15 protein-coding genes are annotated in these 14,067 nt (G+C 68.4%); 7 read left to right on the forward strand and 8 right to left on the reverse strand.

Going from position 1 to position 14,067, the window contains the following annotated elements; all coding sequences use genetic code 11:
* Positions 1 to 16: 16 nt before the first annotated feature.
* From LNW72_RS39305 to LNW72_RS41895, 3 genes are all read right to left on the reverse strand, one after another.
* Entirely contained in the window at positions 17 to 865 is an 849-nt protein-coding gene (locus LNW72_RS39305) for a class I SAM-dependent methyltransferase (RefSeq protein WP_250979808.1), read from the reverse strand.
* A gap of 73 nt (positions 866 to 938) precedes the next feature.
* Entirely contained in the window at positions 939 to 1,757 is an 819-nt protein-coding gene (locus LNW72_RS39310; RefSeq protein ID WP_250979809.1) for an LLM class flavin-dependent oxidoreductase, read from the reverse strand.
* Positions 1,754 to 1,966: a hypothetical protein gene (locus LNW72_RS41895; protein WP_308402121.1), complete on the reverse strand. Its 213-nt coding sequence runs from the start codon at positions 1,964 to 1,966 to the stop codon at positions 1,754 to 1,756. Before LNW72_RS41895 ends, LNW72_RS39310 begins: the two co-directional genes overlap by 4 nt.
* A gap of 103 nt (positions 1,967 to 2,069) precedes the next feature.
* Between LNW72_RS41895 and LNW72_RS39320 the strand changes: the two genes are divergently transcribed.
* Positions 2,070 to 3,053 carry a LysR family transcriptional regulator gene (locus tag LNW72_RS39320; RefSeq protein WP_250979810.1) on the forward strand — a complete coding sequence of 328 codons (984 nt, stop codon included), beginning with the start codon at positions 2,070 to 2,072 and terminating at the stop codon, positions 3,051 to 3,053.
* Between the two features lie 31 nt (positions 3,054 to 3,084).
* Here the strand turns inward: LNW72_RS39320 and LNW72_RS39325 are convergent, their stop codons facing one another.
* Positions 3,085 to 5,064, reverse strand: coding sequence for a family 20 glycosylhydrolase (locus LNW72_RS39325; RefSeq protein WP_250979811.1), 1,980 nt, complete (start codon positions 5,062 to 5,064; stop codon positions 3,085 to 3,087).
* A 362-nt stretch (positions 5,065 to 5,426) separates the two neighbouring features.
* Positions 5,427 to 5,747, reverse strand: a complete 321-nt coding sequence (locus LNW72_RS39330) for a hypothetical protein (RefSeq protein ID WP_250979812.1) — start codon at positions 5,745 to 5,747, stop codon at positions 5,427 to 5,429.
* A 239-nt stretch (positions 5,748 to 5,986) separates the two neighbouring features.
* Here LNW72_RS39330 and LNW72_RS39335 point away from each other — a divergent pair, with 239 nt between their 5' ends.
* The 4 genes from LNW72_RS39335 (at position 5,987) to LNW72_RS41465 (ending at position 9,228) form a co-directional block, all read left to right on the forward strand.
* Positions 5,987 to 7,222, forward strand: a complete 1,236-nt coding sequence (locus LNW72_RS39335) for a threonine/serine exporter ThrE family protein (RefSeq protein ID WP_250979813.1) — start codon at positions 5,987 to 5,989, stop codon at positions 7,220 to 7,222.
* A 438-nt stretch (positions 7,223 to 7,660) separates the two neighbouring features.
* Complete coding sequence (locus LNW72_RS39340; RefSeq protein WP_250979814.1) at positions 7,661 to 8,401, forward strand: class I SAM-dependent methyltransferase; 741 nt, start codon at positions 7,661 to 7,663, stop codon at positions 8,399 to 8,401.
* Positions 8,402 to 8,479: 78 nt separating this feature from the next.
* On the forward strand, positions 8,480 to 9,097 hold the full coding sequence (locus LNW72_RS39345) for a TetR/AcrR family transcriptional regulator (RefSeq protein WP_285369902.1): 618 nt from the start codon (positions 8,480 to 8,482) through the stop codon (positions 9,095 to 9,097).
* Positions 9,094 to 9,228 carry a hypothetical protein gene (locus LNW72_RS41465; RefSeq protein ID WP_285369903.1) on the forward strand — a complete coding sequence of 45 codons (135 nt, stop codon included), beginning with the start codon at positions 9,094 to 9,096 and terminating at the stop codon, positions 9,226 to 9,228. Before LNW72_RS39345 ends, LNW72_RS41465 begins: the two co-directional genes overlap by 4 nt.
* 152 nt (positions 9,229 to 9,380) lie before the next feature.
* On the opposite strand, the gene LNW72_RS39350 is transcribed toward LNW72_RS41465, so the two are convergent.
* The gene (locus LNW72_RS39350; protein WP_250973875.1) at positions 9,381 to 10,472 is read right to left on the reverse strand and encodes an IS630 family transposase; all 1,092 of its coding nucleotides are present in this window, start codon (positions 10,470 to 10,472) and stop codon (positions 9,381 to 9,383) included.
* Between the two features lie 62 nt (positions 10,473 to 10,534).
* Positions 10,535 to 11,197 (reverse strand): histone deacetylase, encoded by a 663-nt coding sequence (locus LNW72_RS39355; protein ID WP_250979816.1) that lies wholly within the window; start codon positions 11,195 to 11,197, stop codon positions 10,535 to 10,537.
* A gap of 312 nt (positions 11,198 to 11,509) precedes the next feature.
* Between LNW72_RS39355 and LNW72_RS39360 the strand changes: the two genes are divergently transcribed.
* Both LNW72_RS39360 and LNW72_RS39365 read left to right on the forward strand, forming a co-directional pair.
* Positions 11,510 to 12,073 (forward strand): GNAT family N-acetyltransferase, encoded by a 564-nt coding sequence (locus tag LNW72_RS39360; RefSeq protein WP_250979817.1) that lies wholly within the window; start codon positions 11,510 to 11,512, stop codon positions 12,071 to 12,073.
* Between the two features lie 332 nt (positions 12,074 to 12,405).
* On the forward strand, positions 12,406 to 12,933 hold the full coding sequence (locus LNW72_RS39365) for a hypothetical protein (RefSeq protein ID WP_250979818.1): 528 nt from the start codon (positions 12,406 to 12,408) through the stop codon (positions 12,931 to 12,933).
* Positions 12,934 to 12,963: 30 nt separating this feature from the next.
* Here LNW72_RS39365 and LNW72_RS39370 read toward each other — a convergent pair whose 3' ends face one another.
* On the reverse strand, positions 12,964 to 14,034 hold the full coding sequence (locus tag LNW72_RS39370) for a sugar ABC transporter substrate-binding protein (RefSeq protein ID WP_250980478.1): 1,071 nt from the start codon (positions 14,032 to 14,034) through the stop codon (positions 12,964 to 12,966).
* Positions 14,035 to 14,067: the final 33 nt, after the last annotated feature.

Below are 14,067 nucleotides of genomic sequence, written 5' to 3' on the forward strand. Positions count from 1 at the left end.
TGCCTCACCGTGGTGGTCAGTGGCGGCGGGCTGTGATGATCCAGGCACGTGAGTCGAAGTACACGCCGCTGCCGGTGTCATGAGCGGCAAGGGTGGCGCGTAGCCGTGTGCGTGCCTGCTCGGCCGTCGCGGCGTCGAGGTCGGCAAGCAGGTCCTGGAATTTCAGCAGGCGGAGCACACTGTCGAAGGCGGTGGCGGTGTCCGGGCCGTAGTAGACGGGCTCGTGCACGTCGGTGAAGGTGACGTCCGTGAAGCCTGCCGCCGTCAGGATGCCTTCCGTGATGTCCTGGTCTGCGAGTGAGAAAGCGTCAGGACCGGAGGGGGGAGGGCTGGGTGTGTCTGTCGCGGGGGTGAGACTCCGGCGGAGCGCCGAGGCCCATTCATTGCGGTCGCGGTTCTGCCACACCAGCAGTACCAGGCGCGCTGCCGGGCGCAGGGCGCTCCCGATATTGGTGAACGCGGCGACCGGGTCGGCGAAGAACATCGTTCCGAACCTGCTGATACAGAGGTCGAAATGCTCCGGCGGGAAGCGGTGGACCTGCGCGTCCGCCTGTTGGTAGGTGACGTTGGGCAGTCCCTGGTCGTCGCTGAGCCGCATGGCCCGTTCGAGCATGGGCGCGGACACGTCGACGCCCAGCGCGCTTCCGGTGACGGCGGCGCGGGCGGCCTCACGCGTGGTCCGGCCCGTGCCGCAGCCGATGTCGAGCACACGGTCGCCGGAGCCGACGCGGGCAGCGGCGCGGAGGTGTTCGTTGTGCAGCCGCAACTCCGCGTCGTAGTCGAAGAGTTCGGTGCGTCCGGTCCCGTGCTCAGCCGCGGTGGGCTCGGAGCTCGGCGGCGTCTGGGGTCCCTGCTGGTCGGACATCACGGTCACCGTATCCTCTCGATACTGGTTTCGATATTTGCGACATGTCGTCGGTCGTGGGGATGCCGATGTCTCAGGGCTCCACCGGCCCGTCGCGCAGTACGCCTCGCACCTGGTCCAGCGACACCGTCTCCGGCGGGAACTCCGTCAGCCACCAGGTGGCGCCCGCCTTGGCGTAGGGCGTCGGATCGGTGCCGGGTGGGAGGGCGACGGCGATGTCGTACGGGGTCGCCCTGTACCCACGGAGCTCGGTGAGGCCGGCGACGATGTCGGCGAGCTGGTCCGGGTGTTCCAGATTTACCGGGAAGAAGCCGTCGTGCCGGGCTGCGCGGCGCAGCGGTTTGACGTTGCCGGGAAGTCCCGCGACCCACACCGGGACGCCGGGCCGCTGCACCGGTCGGGGGAGGAAGGAGATGCCGTCGACGGTGTAGTGCCGGCTGTGGTGGTGCACCGGCCTGCCCGACCATGCGGCGGTGAGGATCTCCAGGGACTCGTCGACCATCTGCCCCCGCCGCCGGTCGTCGAGTTCCTCGCCGGTCGCGCGCAGCTCGTCGGCGAAGCGGTCGCTGCCGAGACCGACGCCGAGGGTGAGGCGGCCACCGCTGAGCCGGTCCAGCGTCGCGGTCTCCCTGGCGACCTTGGACGGTCTGCGGCGGGCGAGTGGTGTGACCATGGGGCCGAGCCGAAGGCGTTCGGTGGCGGTGGCGATCGCGGCCAGTGTGATCCACGGGTCGGCCACCCGCCGGATCGGCGCCCGCCAGCGCAGGTGGTCCCATACGAACACGCCGTGCCAGCCGGCCTCCTCCGCCTCGGCGGCGAGACGTGCGACCACCGCCGGTTCGGCGAGTTCGTCGAATATCGGCAGCCAGAGCGCCGAACGCAACCGGGTCATGGCCTACCTCCTGAGGTGTGCTGGATCAGAGCGGCTGCGAACACGTCCCACAACGGTCTCGGCAGGTCGTGTTCCCGCCACAGCAGGGAGGCGGCCGCACCATCGACGAGCAGGACTGCCGGGTTCGCGGGGCTTCCGAAGGTCTCGACGCACAGCTCGACATCGTTGATCTCGACGAGCCGCTCGCCGTGGGACAGGTGATCGGTCATGAACCCCACGCTAGGCGAGGCAGTCCATCGCGAAAAGCGATAGAATTAGATCACATCAATCATGATCTACGATGTCTTTCGGTTGCGAGGGGGTCCGGCCCGCATGGCTGACGTCGAACTGCGGCATCTCACCACACTGGCCGCCGTCGACGACGAGGGCTCGTTCGGGCGGGCCGCCGCGCGGCTCGGGTACACCCAGTCGACGGTGAGTCAACAGATCGCGGCTCTGGAGAAAGCTGTCGGCGGCGCCGTGTTCGACCGGCCGGGCGGGCCGAAACCGGTGCGGATCACCCCGCTCGGCGCCCTGGTGCTGGCGCACGGACGCGATCTGCTGGCGAAGGCCCAGGTGATGGCAGCGGCCGTGGACCGGTTCAAGGCCGGTGATGGCCGGGTCGACATCGGCACGTTCCAGAGCGTGTCCAACGTGATCCTGCCGCTGGTCGTCCGCAGACTCCGGGACGAGCACCCCGGCTGCGACATCCGGCTGTTCGAGGAGGAGACCGACCGGCCACACGTCGGTGAACTCGACCTGATGTTCTTCGACGGCCGCATCGACGGCGACGTCGAACACCTTAAACTGCTCGACGATCCCTATCTACTGGTGGCCCGCCGCGGCACCTTCCCCGACGGACCGGTGGATCCGGCCCGACTCGACGCCGCACCGATGGTGGCGCACCCACCGATCTGCGACCAGGCCCGGCTGGAGCAGACGCTCGCCCGCCACGGGGTGCGCCCGCGGATCGTGTTCCGCACCGCGGGCAACGAAACGGTGCTGTCGATGGTGCGCGCCGGCATGGGTGTGGCGGTACTGCCACACCTCGCCCTCCACGGTGCCGATGTCGGAACTGATGAGTTGCTGTGCGTCCACGAACTCGGTCCGGCGCTCCCGCCACGTGAGATCTTCCTGCTGTGGCAGGCGGGTCGCACCCACTCCCCACTCGCGGCACGGGCGATCGAGATCGCCGTGGACGTCGCAGGCAAGATCGCCGAGCACCCACCGGGGGCATGGGGGGCACGGGGCGGAGGAGGCGGCGGCCAGGTTCTTGCCCGCCCGACCACCCCTGACCGCCCCTTCGCCGGGTCGTGAGGATCCGAGGTCGCGCTGAGAGGGTTCGGGCTCAGGGCATGATCTGGAGGGAGTAGAGGGAGTACCCGTAGGCGGTGGCGCGGGTGATGCCCTGCATGCGGACGTAGCGTGCTGTGGTGGTGGGGAAGGTCAGGGTGTCGGGGCCGGCGCTGGTCAGGCCGCGGCGTTGGGCGACGGTGTTCCAGGTGGAGCCGTCGTTGGAGGTCTGGATGTTGTAGTCCTTCCCGTACGCCGCTTCCCAGTTCAGCCGTGCCGAGGAGAACTGCCGGGCGCCGCCGAGGTCGACCTGCAACCACTGGTTGTTGCTGTAGGCGCTGGACCAGCGGGTGGTCTCGATTCCGTCGACGGCGTAGGCCGCGGGGAACGCCGGGGTCTCGACGGACGACGCCGTCACCGGACGGTTGTAGGCCAGGTCGCCCGGTGTGGGTTGGGGTTGGAGGGTGTCGGGCAGGTAGGCGGTGCCGGGGCCCTGGCCGACGGTGATCACCTGGTGGAGGAAGGCGGTGTAGTCGGTGCCGGCGGCGCCACCGGACCACATCTTCTGCGCGAGGGCGTTGAAGCTCTTCTCGATCAGTCCGTGGACATCGAGTTCGGAGTAGGTGGCGTGGACCAGGTCGTTCCACACCGCGGGCATCGCCCCGAGAAGGTTCGGGTCCTGGACTGCGAGGTCCTGGCCGCCTCCGAAGACGTTCGGCGCCCAGCTCGTGAAGATGGACTGACCGTCCAGCCCCTGACCGTGGTAATAGTTCGCGAACGGCACCACATAGAGCAGGCCGTCGTTGGAGTTGATGACCTTGTAGCCGTCGGCGATCGCCGCTTTGGGCCCGTACCAGCCGTTGTTCCAGCTGTTGATGACCATGCCCTTGTCGTAGCCGGCACCGCCGCCGGACATCTGCGTGAAGCTGCCCCAGGCGTTGACGGTCTTTCCGAGGGAGCGCACGTAGGGGGCCAGGGTGTTGATGTAGGTCTGGTACTGGCCGGCCAGCGAGGCTGGGTACTCGTCGACCCCGATGTGCACGGTCGGACCCTGGAACCAGGGCGCGAACTCGGCGAACACGCTCTTCATGAAGGTGGTGGTCGCCGGCTTGCTCAGGTCCAGGTGATCGGAATTGCCGCCGTTGAGGCCCAGCGTGGGACGGAACTTGATGAAGGCCCTGGCATGCGCGGGCGAGTCGATCTCGGGGACGAGCGTGACGCTGTTGGCGGCTGCCGTGGTCTCGAAGGCGTCCCAGTCGCTTCGGGTGTAGGAGCCGTCGGTGGCGGCCAGACCGGCGAAGGCGGGGTTGGTGCTCTTGAGCCGGAAGGCGGACTGGGCCTGGGACCAGTCGCCGTTCGGCGGACTGATCTCGTTGTCGTTCAGGTGCAGTTGCAGGGTGTTGAGCTTCAGCCACCCCATCCAGTGCAGGTAGGACTGGATGAACTGCGGGGTGAAGTAGCGGCGGCCCACGTCCAGCATGAACCCGCGCACGGCGTAGTTCGGGTAGTCCACCGCGGTGCCCACCGGAACGCTGGCGTGGTCGGGCGAGCCCAGGATGGCCTGCAGCAGCGTGCGGGTGCCGTAGAAGGCGCCCTTGGAGCTCCCGCCGACGATGTCGACGGAGGTGGTGCCGGCGCTGAACCGGTATGCCTCGGGCCGCAACGCGGTCTTGGCCGCTCCGAAGTCGGCAGCCGGGTCGATGCGCAGAGCGATGTCTCCTGCCCCGGCCGTGCCGGTGGCGACCCCCAGGTGCAGGGACGTCAGCTCGGCCGCCTCGGCGGCGACCTGCGTGGCCAGATTCTGCAGGCTGCTGGGGGATCCGCTCGGAACGACGATGCGGCTGGTCGACGTGAGGACCAGCCGCCCTGTTCCGCCGGCCCATTCCTGGAGCGCCGGCACGACCCCGGGCGGCGCGGTGTTCACCGCCTCCGCCGCTGTCGCTGCCGGTGCACTGCTTGCTGTGCCGGCCAGCGGAACGGCCAGTAGAACTCCGCCTAGGAGTGATCCGGCGAGTCGTCTCAGTGTCAGTCTCACGAAGAGTCTCCGTACAGGTGGGGAGCAGGAGGACGCTGACAGCGGTTCTCCTGCCCCGCAGGTCATGGGGAGGAGAGACGGGCGGTGGCTCAGGGGCCGGCTAGGGACCGGGCACCGGTGGTCTAAACCACCTTGCGTGCCGGGGAGCCTGGCACGCGCGGGACGGACGGTCAAGGGCACGCGCAATCGCATCAAGTCGGCTCCGAGCAGGGGCCGTCCTACCTCCTGGCCCATGTGAGGGGATGGTCGCCGCCGCGAGAGGGCGTGCCAAGTCTCGCTCAATTCGTGCTTGAAGATGCACAAAATGGCTATTCTTCAATCATCGATTGACAGAGTCGTCGCCCCTACGGTCCACTCTTGGTTCAGGGAGGGTCACCGGGATCGTCCCCGGCCAGCAGGCCGGCCACCACCGCCCGCGCGTCGTCCGCGTCGCGCCCGGTCCTGCCGGAAGCGGCCTCGCCGAGGGCGAGCAGCACCGGCAGCCGAGCGGCCGGGTCGCTCTCCACCCGGCACCGCCCAAGGAGCCGCGCACCCCCGCCCGCGAGCGGGATCGCCGCCCGCCGTACTGCCGGATCCGGGTCCGGGTCCGCCAGAAGTGCCCACGTCGCGGTCCAGTCCTCGTCCGCCAGAGCGGGGGCTTGCATGGCCGCCAGCAACTCGACGAGGGTGACCCGCACGCCCATGGCCGGGTCGGCGGCGAGCGCGGCGACGAACGGCAGGGCGGCTGCTGTCAGCGATCAGTCGTGAGCCGTCATCGTCCATGAACCCTGCCCTCCTGTCGCTCGAATTCGCGAGTCAGGTTGGTGGTAGCGGCGGCAAGGGGCCGTCACCCGCACGGCGCACCCTGGCTGCCGATCGACGACGCGCGGTCGACGCTGTGAGGGTGCGGGCGTCGCCCAGCGCCAGCCGCGGGGAGGCCGCCATGGACCGACCGGACGACCGCCACCCGGAGACGACGGCGTTCCTGGCAGGCCTGACCCGGCTGCTGCTGACGACCAGCGGAGAGGGCGCGGAGCAGATCGAGTGGTCCGTGACGGCTGCGGCACGCGGGCTGGAAGCCGAGGCCGGCCTGCTGGTCGTTCCCGACGCCGCCACCGTCACGATCGCCTCGCACGGGCAGGTGACCACCGTCGCGGTCCGCGGCTTTCCCGAGGTCTTCCGGCTGGACCGGGTCATCGCGCTCAAGCCGCTGATCGCGCAGGTTGCCGAAGGGCGAATGGGCGCCGCGGAGGCCGGCCGCCGGCTGGCAGCGATCACGTCGGCCCCGCCGCCGTACCCATGGTGGCTCAAGCTGACCGGCATCGTCCTGTTCGCCATCGGATTCGCACCCCTGATGCAGCCCACCTGGTACGAGGTGTGGACCACCGCCGTCCTCGGCACCGTGACCGCGTCCCTGGCCGTTGCCGCCGGGCGGCTGCCGAGACTCGCCATGGTGCTGCCGCTGGTGGCCGCGGCCACCGTCTCCCTCATCACGCTGGAGGCGTTCGCCCGCACGCCCGCACACGGTGGCCCGGTGCTGCTGATGCTGCCCGCTCTCTTCTACTTCGTTCCCGGCGACTATCTCAGCGCGGCCACCGCGGAGTTGGCCGCCGGATTCCTCACCACGGGCGCGATCCGCCTGGTCTACGCGGTCTTCCTGCTCGTCCAGCTCTACCTCGGAGTCATCCTCGGACTGGTGATCACCGGCAGATCACGGCATGCGCTGTTCGACGTGGCGGCCCACGGCGACCTGCCGCGCTGGGCCTTGTTCCTGGCCTGGATCGTCTTCACCGTCGGCACCGTTCTGGCCTTCGCCATCCCCGTCAGGCTGCTGGGCATCCTCCTGGTGCTGGTGTACGCCACCGTGGGTGTGCAGACCGCGGGCACCAAGCTGATCGGTGAGGTCGGCGGCACGTTCACCGCCGCCGTACTGCTCGGCCTGGTCACCACCTGGCTGGCCGCCAGACCCGCTCAACCCCCACGCATCGTGCTGCTGCTGCCGGGATTCTTCACCCTCACCGTCGGCTCCCTGGGCATGCGCGGGCTGACCGCACTGGCCGGCGGCTACCCCATCCAGGGCTTCCACGACCTCACCAAAATGATCACCCTCGTGACGGCCATCGCCGCCGGCCTCCTGCTGGGCGCCGTCCTGGCCCGGCGCCCCGAGCCGGCGCCGTGACCTCGGCCGCGCCGCCACCTGGAGAACGCCGCGGCCGTGGATCAGCGCCGGGTTGAACAGCGCGGATGAGCAGTCGTGGGCAGCCCGGCGATGTTGTCAGGACTCTTTGACGGTCGCCGGGACATGTTCCTCTCCGGGGCTATGAACAGGCGCAGATCCGCAAGGGGTTGGGGCGTCGTTCCGCCGGGGGACGGGTGGTTCCGTTACGCCCCGGCCTGCAACCTCGTCGAGGCCGACCGCACCGCGAGGAGGTACCCGCGGGCTGCAGTGCACGCATTCCGGGCCCGTACGAAGGCCGGGACGATGTCCGCGATCTTTGTGTCTTCTGCCAATACGGCTGTCCTGCGGGGCGGGGGGAGAGTGTCCGCCAGAGGCCCTGGCGGTTCCCGAGGAACCGGCCGGCCACGGATATGACGAAGCGCGGGAGAGGACAGCACCATGAGCACGCAGCTGTACGACGAGATCGGTGAGGCGTTCGAGGGCTTCAAGACCCTGCCGCTGGCGCAGTACGGGGAGGTGCCCAGCTTTCTGGCGATGGTCGGAGACGTGCGCGGAAAGTCGGTCCTCGACCTGGCGTCCGGCACCGGCTTCTACAGCCGGGAGTTCAAGCGGCGCGGCGCGGCAGAGGTGCTCGGAGTGGACATCTCCGGTGAGATGGTGGCCGCAGCGCAGGCGTTGGAGGACGGCGATCCGCTGGGCGTGCGCTACGAGGTGGGCGACGTGGCCGAACTGCGCGACGTCGCGAAGTACTTCGACATCGCGGTCGCGGTCCAGCTGTTCAACTACGCCGAGGACGTCGCCACGATCGAGCGGATGTGCCGCAACATCCACCGCAGCCTGGCGGACGGTGCCGAGTTCTTCGTCTTCATGCAGAGCCCCGAGTTCCGTTTCGACGGGCCGCCCCTGGACAAGTACGGGTTCCGCTGCGAATCGACCGGCGAGGTGTCCGATCTCGGGCCGCGTGTGCGGGTCACCGCGCTCCTCGACCCGCCGATCTCGTTCGTCGCCACCCCGCCCCACCGCGAGGTCTACGAGAAGTCTCTGCAGGCGGCCGGCTTCTCCGAGTCGACCTGGGTTCCGCTGACGGTGTCCGATCCCGGCGTGGCCGCGTTCGGTGAGGAGTTCTGGGCGGATCTCCACGACAACCCTCCGCTGACGATGCTGCGTTGCCGCGCCTGACGGTCGTTCACGCGGCGTGAATGTTTGTCGGGTCGGGCCCTCTTGTGCGCGCGGTTCTCACGTCCTGTCGTCCTGAACATGTTCACTGAACATGTTCAGTCGAGAGCGGCGCAACGGAAGGCGACGCGACGCAGAGTGTTGTCATCGGCCGAACGACTCTTCCGCGAGCGGGGATTCGGCGCCAGCACCATCCGCCAGATCGCCACCGATGCCCAAGTGAGTACCGGCACCGTCATGTCAGCGGGCGACAAGGACGCCCTGCTCGTCGCCATCTTCGACATCTGGATCGCCGCTGTGCGCCACAGCCGGGAGGGTCGGGACGAGCAGGGCGACATGACACCGCTGCTCCCCGCCGCGGCGGCCCAGGAGGTCCTGAACCTCGTCGAACCCTTCATCGCCTACTTCGCCCTCGACCTCGGGCTGTCCCGGGAATACGCCGCGGTCATCGTGCGCGGCACCCATCCATCAGAGGTCTTCCAGGCCCTCGCTCGGGCTTTGCTCACCGAGCTCGAGACCCTCCTGGCCCGCACGCCGCTCACCGCCACCGAGGCGGGCGCCGGCGCGCGCACCCTCTACTTCGCCTACCTGGGCATCCTCATGACCGTCGGCAACGGCGCCCTCGACCAGCAGGCCGCGATCGCCCAGTTCCAGGAAGTCATCCATTTCGTCGTCCACCACGAAGGGACTCAACCATGATCAGTACTCCCGACCCGTGGTGGCCCACCGCACTGCTTGCCGTGGCGCTGTTCTCCGACGCGATTCTGTCGGTGCGTCCCCCGGCGTTCATTCAGCAGTGCCTGGACGGAGTGCGCTTCCCACGCGACTAGGGTCTGTCGTCTGGATCTCCGTGGGGGAAGGAGCGGTGTCCGGTGCGTGCAGCTGCAAGGCGGAGGAGGGAGGCGACGCGGAGCGTCCGACGACAACGCGGCAGATGTGCGTGCTGGACACCGCGACGCCGCGGAGATCCAGACGACAGACCCTAGTGACCTGAGTCAGAGATTCGGTGGCAGTAGGCGGCGACCTTGTCGAGGATCTCGTCAGCGGTCTTCGTCCAAATGAAGGGCCGGGGTTGGTCGTTCCAGTCGGCCAGCCAGGTTCGGACGTCGCGTTCGAGGGCTTGGACGGAGCGGTGGACTCCGCGCTTGAGTTTCTTCTGTGTGAGCTCGGCGAACCACCGCTCGACCAGGTTCAGCCACGACGCACTTGTGGGTGTGAAGTGCAGGTGGAAGCGCGGGTGGGCCAGCAGCCACTTCTTGATCTCGGGTGTTTTGTGGGTCGCGTAGTTGTCGAGGATCAGATGCACCTGGAGCCCGGCCGGGACTTCCTTGTCGAGCTTGGCCAGGAACTTCTTGAACTCGATGGCCCGGTGGCGGCGGTGCAGTGATCCGATCACCTTGCCGGTCGCGACCTCGAGTGCCGCGAAGAGCGTCGTGGTGCCGGCGCGAATGTAGTCGTGGCTGCGGCGTTCTGGAACGCCGGGCATCATCGGCAGCACCGGTTGTGACCGGTCCAGGGCCTGGATCTGCGACTTCTCGTCCACGCAGAGGACCAGGGCCTTCTCCGGCGGATCGAGATAGAGGCCGACGACATCGCGGACCTTGTCGATGAAGAACGGGTCCGTCGAAAGCTTGAAGGTCTGCGAGCGGTGCGGGGCCAGGGCGAACGCCCGCCAGATCCTTGAGACCGTCGACTGCGACATGCCCGTGGCTGCGGCCATGGAACGGGTCGACCAGTGCGTTGCGTTCTTCGGCGTCTCCTCGAGCGTCCTGACGATCACTCGTTCCACATCCGCGTCGGTAATCTTCCGCGGGACACCCGGCCTGGGCTCGTCACACAGGCCGTCCAAGCCGTTCTCCAGGAAGCGCCGCCGCCAGGTGCGGACCGTGTCCGGAGCGATCCGCAGACGACGGGACACCTCCATGATCGAGTGACCGTCCGCGCACTCCAGCACGATCCGCGACCGTTGAGCCAACGCTTGCGCGGTTGTGCGCCGACGCACCCAGCCCTCCAGCACGGCCCGCTGGGGCTCAGTCAGTAACAACGGCGGAATCTTCGGACCCGGACGGCTCATACCGAACTAACGCCAAACCTCCGACTCAGGTCACTAGTGGTGGACGCTCATCGTCTTGTGGCTCACTGGGCGAGGAGGTCGGCGATCTGGTGTGCGTTCCAGTGTCCCGCCGCACCCGGGCAGGCCTGCAGATAGGTGCAGATGGCGGGCACGTCCCAGGCTCCGGCCTCCAGGAGTCCGCGGGCCAGGTGCCGGAGGTAGGCGGCTGAGGGTGACGTCCACTCGGCTTCGCCGACCGTCCAGGGGGCTGTGAACGTGAGCAGGGGAATGCCGTCGAGCGATCCGGGGCACACCAGCGTCTCGTAGGGACCGCGTCCCAGCGTGGCCACGCCGTCGCGCAGGACCTCGGTGAGGTCGAGGTCCGTTCCCGGTTCCCGGTGCATCTCCTGCGCTGCGATGTCGGAGAACTGTTCTGCGCTCACCAGGTGGGCACGGGCGTACAGGCGCCCCATGGCGTGCGGATCGTAGAAGGCCCGGCCGCCGGTCCACACCGGGGACTCGGTGGCGAAGTACAGCGCGCCGCGCAGTTCCACGGGAACGGAGAGCGCCGGCGGCCGGCTGTCACGGCAGCCGGGGTAGCTGCGCGCTGCGCCGGGAGGCTGCCCGCCGCCGAGGTAGTACATCAAGCGGTTCATGTGCATGTTGGACCCGTAGGCGGCGTACCAGACCTGCGCGGGCGCGGTGCCTTCGGGCCGAACCGGCTGGACGGGGCGTGCCGTGGTCACGTCGGTTCCCTTGAGGTGTCTGGCCCGCTGCCCGGCTGGCTGTATGACCGTGCCGCCCTCGCACAACAGCGCGTCGATGGCGCTGCGTTCGGCTGGTGGGCACATGTCGACGGGGGTGAGCGCAGCGGTCGGGCGGCGGGATCAGGTCAGGAGCTGCAGCACCCTCGCATGGGCCCCATCCTATGGCGGCGCTCCACGGCTCTGCGACGAAGGTCGAGGTGCCAGGCAGGAAGAGCCCGCGTGCGGGCCACGTGACGAGGGAGCCGAACGGCGCATGCCTTCGCTGGGCGAAGCCCGCGTAGGATCTCCCGGATGCCTTCCACCACGTACCTTGTGCAGGGGCCACGCGTGGCCATCCGCCACGTCTGTCGTCAGGACTACGAGGAGCTCGACGTCCTGGGCCGCGAGAGCTCTGAGATGTCGCAGCGCTGGCTGTCGGCCCGGGATTCCACCGCCGAATCCTTCGAGACCTACCTCAAGCGATTCGAGCAGCCCACTCATGAAGGCTTCGTCATCTGTTTGCGGGACACCGGCGCGATCGTGGGCGGCATCAACGTCAACAACATCGTCCGGGGCACCATCCAGAGCGGAACTCTGGGCTATAGGGCCTACGCATCCACGACCGGCCGTGGCTATATGACCGAAGGCCTGACACTCGTCATGCAGTTCGCCTTCGGCACGTTGGAGTTGCACCGGCTCGAAGCAAACATCCAACCGGAGAACACGCCGTCGTTGAAGCTGGTCGAGCGTCTCGGCTTCAGGAGGGAGGGCTATTCGCCCGACTTCCAGTTCATCAACGGAGCGTGGAGAGACCACGAACGCTGGGCCATCACCACCGAGAGGGCCAGAACGGAGCCTGTCCAGCAGGCGAGTTGACGCCGGTACCGGGTGATCCGGGCAGCAGGCGAGCCGGCTGGCAGGCTCGGGCTTCCTCGTCCCGGCTGGTCCGTTGGCAGGCCAGCCGAACAGGTGCCGCACTGGTGGGTGAATCGGGCCGAGCGCCGTACTCCGGGGGGCGGGGTGTGACACGCTCCGTGTGAGTCGTGCCGGGGGCGGCACCTCATCGCAGGGGAGTTGCTGCCTCAGCGCGGCGCAGGCATCCGTCGGGATCGGGTGTGGGCTGCGCTGCTGTGCGGGCGCGTCATGGGGATTTCGGACCGGAGGGGTGTTTCATCGTGCTTGCTGACCTCAGGCAGCTGGAACGGATCGTGGGTCGACGGGCTGCGCTCAGGTACGCAGGGATCGGGCTGGTCACTGTCGCTGTCGCGGCCTGTGGCGGGAAGAAGAACTCCGGGAACTCCGGGAAATCCGGCGACAAGCTCACCGTCGGGGCCGTTGCCCTGGACGCGTTCGCGCGCGGCACCTGGAAGCTGACGATAACGCCGGCGGGCCGGACCCACGATTCGTACTCGACGATCACCATTACGGCCGGCGCCTGGCACATGAACGACGTCGAGCGTTCGGGGACGTACAGCTTCTCGGCGGGGACGCTCTCGGTGATCGATCCTGGGAATGACAACGGCGGAGACACCACCGGTTGGACCGGGGTCGGGGTGCCGGAGCAGGTGGCCAAGGGTGCGTCCGCCAAGCTCGGCTGGTCACCGGCCCCCACCACCGACCCCGCGCGGGAACTCCCCGTCACCTGGGACGGCACCACCCTCACGCTGAAGCTCATGCCAAATGATCGGCGCCGGGGCGAGGAGGCCCCCGTGGTCATCACAGCGGTCCGGGCCTGAGCCACCGGGGGAGTGGTGGGGGCCGGGGTTCTAGTTGATGCCGGCCGCCTCGCAGGCGGCGGCGTAGCCGGCGGTGCAGATCTGCATCACGAGATACACGGCATCCTTGACGACCGTGTCCTTGATGTTGTCCCTGGTCACCGACACCGCGGGGAGTAGCTTCGCGGGCACGGTGGTGCCGGAGCCGCTGGTCGCGACGGTGTCCGCGATGACCTTGATGTCCTCACCGTTGAGCAGCTTGACCGCGATCTCGGCGGTCGCGTCGGCCTCGGGCTTGAACGCCTTGTACACGGTGCTGCTCTGCCGGCCGGCCAGGATCCGCTGGATGCCGGCGAGGTCGGCGTCCTGACCGGTCAGCGGAACGTTGATGCCCGCGCCCTTGAGGGCGGTGGCGATCCCGCCGGCCATGCCGTCGTTCGCGGAGTACACACCGTCGATGTTCTTGGCTCCGAGGCGGCCGATCGCCTCCGTGACCTTCTGGTTCGCGACGGTGTCCTTCCACAGACCGCTCTCCTCGTAGGCGATCTTGACCTTGCCGTCGAGCGCCTTGTGGGCACCGGCCTTGAACTGCGCGGCGTTCGGGTCGGAGTCGTCACCGTTGATCATGACAACGTTGGCAGTCGGGGTCGCCTTGTCGCCCATGGCGTCGAGCAGGGCCTGGCCCTGCAGCTCGCCGACCTTCTCGTTGTCGTAGGAGATGTAGGCGGAGACCGGACCCTGGGCGAAGCGGTCGTAGGCCACGACCTTGACGCCCTTGTCCACGGCCTCCTGGACCGAGGCCTTGATGCCGACCGCGTCCTGCGGGCTCAGGATCAGGACCTTGACGCCCTGGGTGATCATGTCGCGGACCTGCTGCGCCTGTCTCGCCGGGTCACCGTCGGCGTTCTCGTACGCGATCTTGCAGTCGGGGCAGAGCGACGTGATCTTGCCTTCGATCAACGGACGGTCGAACTTCTCGTACCGCTTCGTGGCGTAGTCCGGAAGCAGCAGGCCGATCGACTTGTCCTTGCGGCTGACTCCGCTGCCGCCGCCCGTCTCGCCACAAGCGGCCGCGGACACGGTCATCGTTACCGCAAGAGAGCCTATGACGGCACGACGCATTACCGCGTTCATTTTTGGGTTGCCTCCCTGACG

This window comes from Streptomyces sp. RKAG293, assembly GCF_023701745.1.
Taxonomy (GTDB): domain Bacteria; phylum Actinomycetota; class Actinomycetes; order Streptomycetales; family Streptomycetaceae; genus Actinacidiphila.